Source organism: Myxococcus sp. CA005 (assembly GCF_006518205.1).
Lineage (GTDB): Bacteria > Myxococcota > Myxococcia > Myxococcales > Myxococcaceae > Myxococcus > Myxococcus xanthus.
Genome location: NZ_SRLV01000004.1, coordinates 101,057 through 115,344, shown reverse-complemented (window position 1 = coordinate 115,344; position 14,288 = coordinate 101,057). Strand labels below are relative to the sequence as shown.

Below are 14,288 nucleotides of genomic sequence, written 5' to 3'. Positions count from 1 at the left end.
TGAAGCGCCCGCGCGGCGGCCCGCGGACCACCGAATGTGGGAGCCCTGTGGGACCAGCGTGCGCAGGCTCGCGGACATCCACCCCGGCCCCCAGGAGGCAGCCATCCAGGAAGGCCTCCACGGGGATGGCTTGCTCTTCTTCACCGCGGATGACGGTCAACACGGCGCCGAGCTGTGGACGAGCAGCGGCACGCAGGGCGAAGGAACCCGGCTGCTCCGGGACATCGCGCCGGGACCGGAGGGCTCCAACCCCACCGACCTCACACGCGTGGGAGACCGGCTCTTCTTCATCGCGGACGATGGGGTGAATGGCCGCGCCCTGTGGACCAGCGACGGCACGTCCGAAGGTACGTCCCTGGTGAAGCGCGTGCTTCCCATTGGCGCCGGCCAGGGAGAGGGACAGACGCTGGTCGCGTACAAGGGCCGGCTCTACTTCTCCGCCGCCGCGCCGGGTGGCGCGCACGGCAACGAGCTGTGGACCAGCGATGGCACGGACGCGGGCACCCATGAGGTCGCGGACCTCGTCCCAGGCGAGGACAGTTCCTTCCCTCGTCGCTTCACCGTTCACGACGGCTCGCTCTACTTCGTCATCAGCGTGGGCGAAGAGAACTGGCTCGTGCGAAGCGAAGGCGGCGCGGCCTTCACGCCCCTCCTCAAGGTCTTCGAGGACACGGTCATCTTCCGCATGAAGTCCGTGGGCGGAAGGCTCTTCTTCCTCGTGGACCCCGACGAAGGCGAGGCCACGCTCTACGTCACGGACGGCACGGCGGCGGGCACACGTCGCCTGCGCTTCTTTCCGGGCCGGTACCCGCACGACCTGGTGCCGTTCCAGGGCCGGCTCTATTTCAGTGCGGGCTCGGACGCGCCGGAGGGCGAGGAACTGTGGGTCAGCGACGGCACGGTGTCCGGCACGCGGCGGGTGAAGGACATCCGGCCCGGAGCGGAGGGCTCGGCGCCGGCGTTCCTGGCCGTGCTTGGAGATCACCTCTACTTCGCGGCGGATGACGGCCAGCACGGCCGCGAGCTGTGGGTGAGCGATGGCACGTCGAAAGGAACGAAGCTCTTCGCGGACCTGGTGCCCGGGACGGAGGGCGCATCCCCCACCGAGGTGACTGCCATCCAGGGCTGGCTCTTCTTCGGCGCGACGACGGGGCATGGCGCGGAGCCCTGGGTGAGCAACGGCACTGTGTCCAGCACCCGGAAGCTCGACGCGGGGACCGCGCGAGCCCCACGCGCCTTCATCCGCTCCGGCTGGGACGTGTTCTTCACCGCCGAGGACGAAGCCAGCGGGCGCGAGCTCTACGCCCTGCCCTTCCGTCCCGCCAACGAGTGCACTCAGACGAAACCCTGAGCCCGCCCGGAGATGGCGTTCGGCTCCGTCTAGCTCAGCGCCATCGTCTCCGCGATCACGTCAACCGCTGGTGCCCTGAGGATGGAGTGGTGATCACCGGAGAGTTCGTGCACCTCCACCCCTCCTGCCGCCAGCGCACCCCAGCCGCCATCCGTGCCCGTGGGTACGCGCGTCTCGCTCGCGCGCAGCAGAGTGACGCGGCCACCGTATCGTCCGGGTTGATAATCCCAGAGGGCGCGGAGGTTGCTCTCGTAAACACGGTACAGCGCGTGGAGTTGTTCGGATCCAACGCCCTGAGCCAGAACGCCGGTGCGCCGCCCCAGCTCCAACAGGCGGTCCAGCAGCGAAGCCTCGTCCGCGGGATGCGCATCCGCGATCAACTCCGAGAGGGGCAGGCCCAGGAGCTGACCCGTGAACTCCACGAACCGGGCGGCAATCCACTCCGCGCCCACGGGTTCCACTGGCCGCTGATCGAAGGCGTAGGCGTCGATGAGCGTCAGCTGCTCCACCTGCTCCCCCTGCTGCTCCAACTGCCGCGCCATTTCGAAGGCCACCACACCTCCCAAGGACCACCCCGCCAGCCGGTATGGCCCGCTGGCCTGGACGCCGCGCATGGCCTCCACATAGGTGGAGGCCATCGCCTCCACGGTCCCCAGCGGAGCCCGCTCGCCTTCGAGGCCCGGGGCCTGGAACGCGTAGAACGGTTGGTCCGGCCCCAGGCGCCGCGACAGTTCCAAATACGGCAGGACGTTGCCGCTGACAGGGTGGACGCAGAAGACGGGCCGCTGCGAACCACCACTCTGGATGGGCACCAGCGAGGACACGTGTCCGGGTGCGTGCCGGAGCCGAGAGGCCAGCTCCGCCAGCGTCCCCGCCTGGAACAGTGAAACCACGGGCAGGCTGCGTCCCAGGCGCTCGCGGATGAGCGACACCATCCGCATGGCCAGGAGTGAGTGCCCTCCCAGCTCGAAGAAATCGGAGTGGATGCCAATGGGGCCGGTGCCCAGCAACTCCTCCCAGATGCGCGTGAGCTGGAGCTCCAGCGCATCCCGAGGCGCCACATAGGCCCGCGTCGACTCCGGACGGAGTGCGTCCGGCGCCGGGAGCGCCTTGCGGTCCACCTTGCCGTTGGGCGTCAGCGGCAGCGAGGCCAGCACCATCACCACCGAGGGCACCATGAAGTCCGGCAGCCCTTCCTTCACGAAGCGCCGGAGCGCCGTGGCATCGGGCACCCTGTCCGACTGCGGCACGATGTACGCCACCAGCCGCCGACCTTCGCTCCCGTCGTCGCGCACAACCACCACGGCCTCGCGCACGTCTGGATGCCTTCGCAACACCGCCTCGATTTCGCCCAGCTCGATGCGGAAGCCACGCACCTTCACCTGCTGGTCGATTCGGCCCAGGTACTGCAGCACGCCATCCGGCAACCACCGCGCGCTATCTCCGGTGCGGTACAGCCGCGCTCCGGGCTGCGGACTGAACGCGTCGGGAACGAAGCGCTCGGCGGTCAACTCGGGCCGGTCGACATACCCTCGGGCAAGCCCAGCCCCGCCCAGGTACAGCTCGCCCGCCACGCCCTGAGGCACGGGTTGACCGAGCGCATCCAGCACGTACGCACGAGTCCCCTCAATCGGCCGCCCCACGGTGGGCTCCCGCGTGGCGCCGCGAGGGGCCACGGTCCAGGTCGAGTACGTCGTGTCCTCGGTGGGGCCGTAGAGGTTGAGCACGCGCTGCACACCGGGTGCGGACTGGTGGATGGATTCCACCAGGGATTGGGCCAGCGGTTCTCCCGCCAGGTTCACCGTGCGCACCGAGTCCGGCACGGTTTGGGCACGCACCAACTCCGCCATCGCGGAGGGCACCGTGTTGATGAGCGTCACCCGCCGTGCCCCCGGGAGCGACGGCAACTCCAAGGCATTACTAGCGATGACCACGGACCCGCCACGGATGAGCGGCGCGAACATCTCGAACACGGACAGGTCGAAGTTGAGCGACGTGGAGGCGAGGACCCCCGCCAGTTCGTCCGACGAGAAGGCCCGCGTCGTCCAGCGCAGGAAGGCCACAGCGCTGCGATGCGCCAGGGCCACGCCCTTCGGCCGGCCCGTGCTGCCCGACGTGAACAGCACGTAGGCCAGATGGTCCGGAGCGGACCTGAGCACCGGCGCCGCCTCGGCTTCCGCCACGAGCCCATTCGCATCGTCGAGCGCCAACCGTGCCACGTCCCCGTGAGGTAGCGCGTCGAGCAGCGCGCGCTGGCCCACCAGGACGCGAGGCTGGGAGTCCTCGATCATGAAGGCCAGCCGCTGGCTCGGGTATGCCGGGTCCAACGGGACGTACGCGCCACCCGCCTTGAGGATGCCGAGCACCGCGATCAGCAGGTCCGAATTGCGCTCCGCACAGAGGCCCACGCGGACCTCCGGCCCGACGCCCAGAGTGCGGAGCTTCCGCGCCAGCCGGTCCGACCGCTGCATGAGCTCGCGGTACGTGAGCACTTCTTCACCAGCCACCACCGCCACGGCGTCGGGAGTGGCCGCCGCCTGCCGTTCGACCAAGGCGTGGATGCTCGTCTCCGCGACGTCGCCGGAGCCGGTGTCATTCCACTCCACCAGCAACCGCCGCTGTTCATCCGCGTCCAGCAAGGGCAGCGCGAACACGGACCGGTCCGGCTCCGTCACGGCACCTTCAAGAAGCGTCTTCAGGTGGGCCAGAAGTCGTGCTGCAGTCTCGGGCTCGAAGAGGACGGTGCTGTACTCCAGTCCACCGGAGAAGCCGTCCTTGCCTTCCACGAAGCCGAGCGAGAGGTCGAACCGCGACACCCGATGCTCCACGGCGACGTGCTTCATCCCCATGCCGGCCTGTGCGTCGCCTCCAGCATCTGGCGTGCTGTCGAAGGTGAGCATGACCTGGAACAGCGGCGAATGACTGAGGCTGCGCTCCGGACGCAGCGCCTCGACGAGCTTTTCGAAAGGCACGTCCTGGTGCGCGTAGGCGCCAAGCGTGACCTCCCGGACCCGAGCCAGCAGCTCACGGAAGGACGGGCTCCCCTCCAGCCGGGTTCTGAGCACCAGCGTGTTCACGAAGAAGCCGATGAGCCCCTCCGTCTCCGCGCGAGTGCGTCCGGCGATGGGCGAACCGACGCTCACGTCGTCCTGCCCTGAGTAACGCGCCAGCACGGCCTGGAACGCCGCCAGCAGCACCATGAACGGCGTGACGCCTTCACGGCGGGCGAGTGCATGCACCGCCTCGGACAGCTCACGGCCCAACGAGAAGGGCACGTACGCCCCTTCCAGGGACTGGACCGCCGGACGCGGCCTGTCCGTGGGCAGCTCCAGCAACCGGGGCGCGCCGTCCAGGCGTTGCTTCCAGTAGCCGAGCTGCGCGTCCAGGACGTCCCCCTGGAGCCACTCGCGCTGCCAGACCGCGTAGTCCGCGTACTGAAGCGGCAGCTCCGGCAGGTGCGACGGCTGTCCCTGGGAGAAGGACGCATAGAACTCGGTCAGCTCGCGAACCAGGAGCCCCATGGACCAACCGTCCGAGACGATGTGGTGCATCACCAGCACCAACACATGGTCCTGCTCCGACAGCGCGAGCAAGGCGAGTCGCAGCAGCGGACCGCTTTCCAGGTCGAACGGGCGCTGTGACGCCTCTTGCGCGATCCGCTGCGCCTCCTCTTCCCTCTGCGCGGCTGGCAGTGAGCGCAGGTCCACGATGTCGAGCCGCGCGCCGCCCCGTGGGTCGATGACCTGTACCGGCGAACCGCCCTCGGTCCGGAACGTGGTGCGCAGCGCCTCGTGACGATGGACCAGTGCGTCGAAGCTCTGCTTCAGCGCGGGAACGTTCAAGGCGCCCGACAACCGCACCGACGCCGGGACGTTGTAGACGGTGCTGTCAGGCTCCAACTGCGCGAGGAACCACAAGCGCTGCTGGGCGAATGACAGGGGAAGCGCCCTGTCGCGAGAAACCCGTACCAACGGTGGTGGCTGCGCGCCGCCATCTGTTTTCGAAGTGTGGTCCAGCCGCTGGGCGAGCTTCTCCACCGTGGGACACTCGAAGATGTCTCGAAGGGGGAGCTCTGCTTGGAGCTCCTCCCGCACACGCGACACCAACTGCGTTGCCAGCAAAGAGTGTCCGCCCAGTTCGAAGAAGTCTCCGTCGAGCCCGACCCGCTCGACCTTCAGGACGTCGACGAAGATTGCGGCCAACGTCTTTTCGGTCGCTGTTCGAGGCGCCACATATTTCTCGCTCGCCGTGCCCGCTGTGTCCGGCGCGGGCAGTGCCTTGCGGTCCACCTTTCCGTTCGGCGTCAGCGGCAGCGCCTCCAGCACCACATACGCCGACGGCACCATGTACTCCGGTAGCCGCTGCTTCATGTGGCTTCGCAGTGCACCCGCGTCCAGTGTGGCCCCTTCCTGCGCCGTCACATAGGCCACCAAACGCTTGCCTTCGCCTCCATCCTCCCGCGCCACCACCACGGCTTCGCTGACGCCACTGTGCTGGGCCAGCGCCGCTTCCACATCACCCAGCTCGATGCGATAGCCACGCACCTTCACCTGCGTGTCCGCTCGGCCCAGGAACTCCAGCGTCCCGTTCCTCAACCACCGCACCACGTCCCCCGTGCGGTACAGCCGCTCTCCGTCGCCGTACGGATTCGGTACGAAGCGTTCCGCCGTCAGCTCCGGGCGCCCCACGTACCCCATAGCCAGGCCGTCTCCGCCCACGTACAGCTCACCCGGCACGCCCACCGGCACCGGGCGCATCCCCGCGTCCAGCACGTAGACCACCGTGTTCTTCACCGGCCGGCCAATGGACACCGAGGCACCTACTTCTTCCGGACTCTCCATCCGGTACGTGCTGGAGAACGTTGTGTTCTCCGTCGGGCCATACCCATTGATGAGCACACCGCCCGCTGCCAACCGCTCCTTCACGCGGGACACAGGCAGCGCGTCGCCACCCGCCAGCAGCTGGCGGACACTGGCCAGCGCCTTCGGCTGCCTCGCCTGCATCTGCTCGAAGAGCGCCGCTGTCAGCCACAGCGACGTCACGCCTGACGATTCCAGATTCCGGCCCAGCTCCTCCAGCGACGGCGTCCCCGCCGGGTACACCACCAACCGCGAGCCGTGCAGCAGTGCGCCCCACACTTCCAGCGTCGATGCGTCGAAGGAGATGGGCGCCAGTTGCAGCCACACCTCTTCGGGCCCGAAGTGCGCGAAGTCCGTCCCCAGCACCAAGCGAGACACCGCACGATGCGGTACGCCCACGCCCTTCGGCTTCCCCGTGCTCCCTGACGTGAACATCACGTACGCCAGGTTTCCGCCGCCCACGTTGGCACTCGGCGTGGTTTGCGGATGATGGGCAATCTGCGTGTCCCACTCCGTGTCCACGCACACCACCAGCTCGCTACCCGTGGCTACCTCGTCCGCGAGCTTCTCTTGCGCCACCAGCACCGCGACGCCCGCCTCTTGCTTCATCCACGCCAGACGCTCTAGCGGGTAGCTGGCATCCAGCGGCACGTATACGCCTCCCGCCTTCAGGATGCCCAGCACGCTCACCACCAGCTCCAGTGAGCGCTCCACGCACAGCCCCACCCGCACCTCCGGCCCAACGCCCATTCTCCTCAGGTGGTGCGCCAGCTGGTTCGCACGCCGGTTCAACTCCGCGTACGTCAGTCGCTGGTCCTCGTACTCCACCGCCACTGCGTCCGGCGTCCGCTGTGCCTGCTGCTCGAAGAGGACACTCAGGCTGGCATCGCGTGGGTACGTGGAAGCCGTCCCGCTCCACTCCTTCACCAGTCGCTGCCGCTCCTCACTGCCCATCAGCGGCAGCTCGGCCAGCCGCGTCTCCGGCGCGGCGACGGCGGCCTCCAACAGCACCCTCAGATGCCCTAGCAGCCGCTCCATCGTCTCGGCTTCGAACAGGTCGCTGTTGAACTCCAACGCCCCCGTCAGTCCGTCTGTGCTCGACGCCCCCAAGCCGAGCGTCAAGTCGAACTTCGACGTCTTCCCCGTCGACTCCGCTGCCTCCAGCTTCAGCCCCGGCAGGCTTACCGCGCCTCCCGGAGTGTTCTGCAGCACCAACATCACCTGGAACAGCGGGCTGCGGCTCAGGTCCCGCTCGGGCTGCAGCTCCTCCACCAGCCTCTCGAAAGGCACTTCCTGGTGCGCGTACGCACCCAGCGTCACTTCGCGCACCTGCGCCAGCAACTCACGGAAGCTGGGATTGCCATCCAGCCGTGTCCGTAGCACGAGCGAGTTCACGAAGAAGCCAATCAACTCCTCCGTCTCGGCTCGTGTGCGATTGGCGATGGGAGAGCCCACAGAGACGTCGTCCTGGCGCGCATAGCGCGACAGCACCACCTGGAAGGCTGCCAGCAGCACCATGAAGGGCGTCGCGTTCTCCCGCTGCCCCAGCCCCTTCACTCCCTCCCACAGCTCCTTCGGCCACTCCAGCCCTCGCGTGTCCCCTCGGTACGTCTGGACCGCCGGCCTCGCCTTGTCCGTCGGCAACTCCAGTGCCGCTGGCGCACCCGCTAGCTGCTTCCTCCAGTACCCCAGCTGCTCTTCCAGCACCTCACCCTTCAGCCACCCTCGCTGCCACACCGCGTAGTCCGCGTACTGCACCTCCAGCTCCGCCAGCGGTGACTCGCGCCCCTGCGAGTACGCCTCGTACAGCGCCACCAACTCCCTCACCAGCACGCCCATCGACCAGCCGTCCGACACGATGTGGTGCATCACCAGCACCAGCACGTGCGCTTCTTCCCCCTCCTTCAGCAACGTCGCCCTCAGCAACGGGCCCGTCTCCAGATTGAACGGACGAAGGGTTTGAAGTTCCGTTCGACGCTGGACCTCCAGGGTCTTCTCCGAGCCCTGGAGTGCACTCAGGTCCACAAACTCCAACGCGCCCCTTCCCGCGGGAGAGATGACCTGAGTGGGAACGCCTGCCTCGGAACGGAAGGTCGTGCGCAGCGCCTCATGACGGAGAACCAGTGAATGGAAGCTCCGCTCCAGCGCCGCAACATCAAGGGCCCCCGAGAGCTTCACCGCCACGGGCACGTTGTAGAAGGCACTGTCGGGGTCAAGCTGGTGGAGGAACCACAGCCGTTGCTGCGCGAATGACAGAGGAAGCGCGCCATCGCGTGAAGCTCGAACCAGCGGAGGGGCTCTCAGCCCAGCAGCGACTCCCGAGGCACTGTCCAGCCACCTCGCCAGTGTCTCAACAGACCGAGACTCGAAGACTGTCCGGAGTGGCAGTTCAACCCGGAAGGCCTCACGTACGCGTGACACCAACTGCGTTGCCAGCAGCGAGTGGCCACCCAGCTCGAAGAAGTCTTCGTCGACGCTGACGCGCTCGACGTTCAGCACCTCGGCGAAGATGGATGCCAGCTTCTCCTCAGTCGCCGTGCGAGGCGCCTTGAAGTGCGCCGTCTTCGGCCCCTGGGCATCCGGGGCGGGCAGCGCCTTGCGGTCCACCTTGCCGTTCGGCGTCAGTGGCAGCGACTCCAGCACCACGTACGCCGACGGCACCATGTACTCCGGTAGCCGCTGCTTCATGTGGCTTCTCAGCGCGCTGGACTCCAGGCTCGTACCCGTGCGCGCTGTCACATACGCCACCAGTCGCTTGCCTTCGCCTCCATCCTCCCGCGCCACCACCACGGCTTCGCTGACACCACTGTGCTGGGCCAGCGCCGCTTCCACTTCACCCAGCTCGATGCGGTAACCCCGCACCTTCACCTGCGTGTCCGCTCGGCCCAGGAACTCCAACGTCCCGTTGCTCAGCCACCGCACCACGTCCCCCGTGCGGTACAGCCGCTCTCCTTCGCCGTACGGATTCGGTACGAAGCGCTCCGCCGTCAGCTCTGGACGCCCCACGTACCCCACTGCCAGCCCGTCTCCACCCACGTACAGCTCACCCGGCACCCCCACCGGCACCGGCCGCATCCCCATGTCCAGCACGTAAGCCACCGTGTTCTTCACCGGTCGGCCGATGGACACCGAGGCACCTACTTCTTCCGGCCTCTCCATCCGGTACGTGCTGGAGAATGTCGTGTTCTCCGTCGGGCCATACCCGTTGATGAGCACACCGCCCGCTGCCAACCGCTCCTTCACCCGCAACACCGGCAAGGCGTCGCCACCCGCCAGCAACTGGCGGACACTGGCCAGCGCCTTCGGCTGCCGCGCCTGCATCTGCTCGAAGAGCGCCGCCGTCAGCCACAGCGACGTCACGCCTGACGACTCCAGCTTCCGGCCCAGCTCCTCCAGCGACGGCGTCCCCGCCGGGTACACCACCAGCTTCGCTCCGTGCAGGAGCGCGCCCCACACTTCCAGCGTCGATGCATCGAAGGAGATGGGCGCCAATTGCAGCCACACCTCCTCCGGCCCGAAGTGCGCGAAGTCCGTTCCCAGCACCAAGCGAGACACTGCTCGGTGGGGCACGCCCACACCCTTCGGATTACCAGTACTTCCCGACGTGAACATCACATACGCCAGGTTGCCACCGCCCACGTTGGCGCTGGGCGTGGTTTGCAGCTGATGGGCAATCCGCGTCTCCCACTCCGTGTCCACGCACACCCTGGACTCGGTGTCATTGAGCCCCATGGACTCGAGCAGCTTCTGCTGCCCCACCAGCAGCGTGACGCCTGCTTCTTGCTTCATCCATGCCAGGCGCTCCAGCGGGTAGCTGGCATCCAGCGGGACGTACACGCCTCCCGCCTTCAGGATGCCCAGCACGCTCACCACCAGCTCCAGCGAGCGCTCCACGCACAAGCCCACCCGCACCTCGGGCCCCACCCCCATGCTTCTCAGGTGGTGTGCCAGCTGGTTGCCACGTCGGTTCAGCTCCGCGTACGTCAGCCGCCGATCCTCATACTCGACCGCCACCGCGTCCGGCGTCCGCTGCGCCTGTGCGTCGAACAACTGCGCCAACGACGCTTCTCGTGGGTAATGCGCAGTCGCCCCGCTCCACGCCTTCATCAACCGCTGCTGCTCTTCACTGCCCATCAGCGGCAGTTCGGCCAGCCGCGTCTCAGGCCGAGTGACGGCTGCATCCAACAACACCCGCAGATGCTCCAGCAGCCGCGCCATCGTCTCGGCTTCAAACAGGTCGCTGTTGAACTCGAGGCCTCCAGAAAGGCCCTCATCCGTCTCACTCAAGCCGAGCGTCAAATCGAACTTCGACGTCTTCGCAGACGACTCCGCCGCCTCCAGTTGCAGCCCCGGCAGGCTCACCGCTCCTCCCGGCGCGTTCTGCAGCACCAACATCACCTGGAACAGCGGACTGCGGCTCAAGTCCCGCTCTGGCTGCAGCTCCTCCACCAACCGCTCGAAGGGCACTTCCTGGTGCGCGTACGCACCCAGCGTCACTTCACGCACCTGCGCTAGCAACTCACGGAAGCTTGATGCCGCAGACACCTGCGTCCGCAGCACCAGCGTGTTGACGAAGAAGCCAATCAGCCCCTCCGTCTCTGCCCTCGTCCGGTTCGCTATCGCCGTCCCGACGCACACGTCTTCCTGCCTCGCGTACCTCGACAGCACCACCTGGAAGGCCGCCAGCAGCACCATGAAGGGCGTCGCGCTCTCCCGCTGCGCCAGCCCCTTCACTCCCTCCCACAGCCCCTTCGGCCACTCCAGCCCTCTCGTGTCCCCTCGGTACGTCTGGACCGCCGGCCTCGCCTTGTCCGTCGGCAACTCCAGCGCCGCTGGCGCACCCGCTAGCTGCTTCCTCCAGTACCCAAGCTGCTCTTCCAGCACCTCACCCTTCAACCACCCTCGCTGCCACACCGCATAGTCCGCGTACTGCACCTCCAGCTCCGCCAGCGGTGACTCGCGCCCCTGCGAGTACGCCTCGTACAGCGCCACCAACTCCCTCACCAGCACGCCCATCGACCAGCCGTCCGACACGATGTGGTGCATCACCAGCACCAACACGTGCGCTTCCTCCCCCTCCTTCAGCAGCGTCGCCCTCAGCAGCGGCCCTGTCTCCAGGTTGAACGGGCGAAGCGCCTCTTGCTCCGCGAGGCGTTTTGTCTCCAGCCCTCCTTCACCATCGTCCGGAGTTCCGCGCGCCAAGACTTCCAACCGGTTCGATGCAGTGTCGGAGACAATCTGGACGGGCATCCCGTCCTGAGCACGGAAGGTGGTTCGCAACGATTCGTGTCGGCGAACCAACTCATCGAAGCTACGGCGCAACGCTGCAACGTCGAGGACGCCGGTGAGCCTCACTGCGACCGGCACGTTGTAGAAGGCGCTGCCAGGCTCCAGTTGGTCGAGGAACCACAGTCGCTGCTGAGCGAACGATAGCGGCAATGCCCCCTGGCGCAGAGCCCGCTTCAGTGGTGGCGCCTGGGGCATCAAGCCCCCCACCTGTTCGTGGCCCAGCTTGAGGGCCAGTTGCTCCACCGTCGGAGATTCGAAGACGTCCCTCAGGGGGAGTTCCACCTGTAAGGACTCGCGGACGCGTGACACCAACTGCGTTGCCAGCAACGAGTGGCCACCCAGCTCGAAGAAGTCTTCGTCGACGCTGACGCGCTCGACGTTCAGCACCTCGGCGAAGATGGATGCCAGCTTCTCCTCAGTCGCCGTGCGAGGCGCCTCGAAGTGAGCTGTCTTCGGGCCCTGGGCATCCGGGGCAGGAAGCGCCTTGCGGTCCACCTTGCCGTTTGGCGTCAGCGGCAGCGACTCCAGCACCACGTACGCTGACGGCACCATGTACTCCGGCAGCCGCTGCTTCACGTGGTTCCGCAATGCACCCGTGTCCAGCGAGGCACCTTCCTGCGCCGTCACGTAGGCCACCAACCGCTTGCCTTCGTTCCCGTCCTCGCGTGCCACCACCACGGCTTCGTTGACGCCACCGTGCTGGGCCAGCGCCGCTTCCACTTCGCCCAGCTCGATGCGATAGCCACGCACCTTCACCTGCGTGTCCGCGCGGCCCAGGAACTCCAGCGTCCCGTTCCTCAACCACCGCACCACGTCCCCCGTGCGGTACAGCCGCTCTCCCTCACCGAATGGGCTTGGTACGAAGCGTTCCGCCGTCAGCGCCGGACGCCCCACGTACCCCACTGCCAGGCCGTCTCCGCCCACGTACAGCTCACCCGGCACGCCCACCGGCACCGGCCGCATCCCCGCGTCCAGCACGTAAGCCACGGTGTTCTTCACCGGCCGGCCGATGGACACCGACACCCCGACTTCCTCGGGCTTTTCCATCCGGTACGTGCTGGAGAACGTCGTGTTCTCCGTCGGGCCATACCCGTTGATGAGCAGGCCACCTGCCGCCAACCGCTCCTCCACCCGCAACACCGGCAAGGCGTCGCCACCCGCCAGCAACTGGCGGACATTGGCCAGGGCCTTCGGCTGCCGGGCCTGCATCTGCTCGAAGAGCGCCGCCGTCAGCCACAACGACGTCACGCCTGAAGACTCCAGATTCCGGCCCAGCTCCTCCAGCGACGGCGTCCCCGCCGGGTACACCACCAACCGCGAGCCGTGCAGCAGTGCGCCCCACACTTCCAGCGTCGATGCGTCGAAGGAAATCGGTGCTAGTTGCAGCCACACTTCCTCCGGCCCGAAGTGCACGAAGTCCGTTCCCAGCACCAGGCGTGACACCGCGCGATGCGGTACGCCCACGCCCTTCGGCTTCCCCGTGCTCCCTGACGTGAACATCACGTACGCCAGGTTTCCGCCGCCCACGTTGGCACTCGGCGTGATTTGCGGATGATGGGCAATCTGCGTGTCCCACTCCGTGTCCACGCACACCACCAGCTCGCCACCCGTGGCTACCTCGTCCGCGAGCTTCTCCTGCGCCACCAACACCGCGACGCCGGCCTCGTGCTTCATCCACGCCAGTCGCTCCAGCGGATAGCTGGCATCCAGCGGCACGTACACGCCTCCCGCCTTCAGGATGCCCAGCACGCTCACCACCAGCTCCAGCGAGCGCTCCACGCACAAGCCCACTCGCACCTCGGGCCCAACGCCCATCCCCCTCAGGTGGTGCGCCAGCTGGTTGGCACGGCGATTCAACTCCGCGTACGTCAGTCGCTGGTCCTCGTACTCCACCGCCACCGCGTCCGGCGTCCGCTGAACCTGCGCCTCGAAGAGGGCACTCAGGTCGGCATCGCGCGGATACGTCGAAGCCGCCCCGCTCCACTCCTTCACCAACCGCTGCTGCTCTTCACGGCCCATCAGCGGCAGCTCGGCCAGCCGCTGCTCCGGCGCGGCGACGGCGGCCTCCAACAGCACCCTCAAGTGTCCGAGCATCCGGTCCATCGTCCCGGCCTCGAACAAGTCGCTGTTGTAGTTGACCATCGCCATGACGCCGTCCTTCACCTCCTCCATCACCAGAGATAGGTCGAACTTCGACGTCCGCCCCTCCGACTCCACACCGGAGAGCCTCAAGCCATCTCCGAGCTTCACCTCCGTCACGGGCGTGTTCTGCAGCGTCAGCGTCACCTGGAACAGCGGACTGCGACTCAGGTCACGCTCGGGCTGAAGCTCCTCCACCAGCTTCTCGAACGGCACGTCCTGGTGCGCATACGCACCCAATGTCACCTCCCGCACCTGAGCGAGCAGCTCACGGAAAGTTGATGCCGGGGCCACCTTCGTCCGCAGCACCAGCATGTTCGTGAAGAAGCCGATCAGCCCTTCCGTCTCGCCTTGCGTGCGCCCTGCGATGGGCGACCCCACGCACACGTCGTCCTGTCTCGCGTAGCGGGCCAGCACCACCTGGAAGGCCGCCAGCAGCACCATGAACGGCGTTGCTCCTTCACGCTGTGCCAGGGCCTTCACCCGCTCCCACAAGGCCAGGGGCCAGGACTGGTCGAGATGTCCTCCTCGGAAGCTCTGCGCCGCGGGCCGCGGTTTATCCGTCGGCAGCTCCAGCGATTGGGGTGCCCCCTTCAGCTGCCGCTTCCAGTATGCGAGTTGCGACTCCAGCACCTCGCCCTTCAGCCATT

General features: G+C 67.3%; 2 protein-coding genes (1 of these 2 cut by a window edge). One reads left to right on the top strand and one right to left on the bottom strand.

From position 1 onward, the window contains the following. Positions 1-58 precede the first annotated feature (58 nt). A complete protein-coding gene (locus FMQ63_RS02790; protein WP_225909265.1) occupies positions 59-1,351 on the top strand; it encodes an ELWxxDGT repeat protein in 1,293 nt (430 codons plus the stop codon). Positions 1,352-1,380: 29 nt separating this feature from the next. Here FMQ63_RS02790 and FMQ63_RS02785 read toward each other — a convergent pair whose 3' ends face one another. Continuing rightward, a protein-coding gene (locus tag FMQ63_RS02785) for a non-ribosomal peptide synthase/polyketide synthase (protein ID WP_011553654.1) crosses the window boundary here: on the bottom strand, positions 1,381-14,288 show its 3' portion. It continues 22,912 nt past the right edge of the window; the window shows 12,908 of its 35,820 coding nt (coding positions 22,913-35,820); its start codon lies beyond the right edge, outside the window — the gene reads right to left on this strand; it ends in the stop codon at positions 1,381-1,383.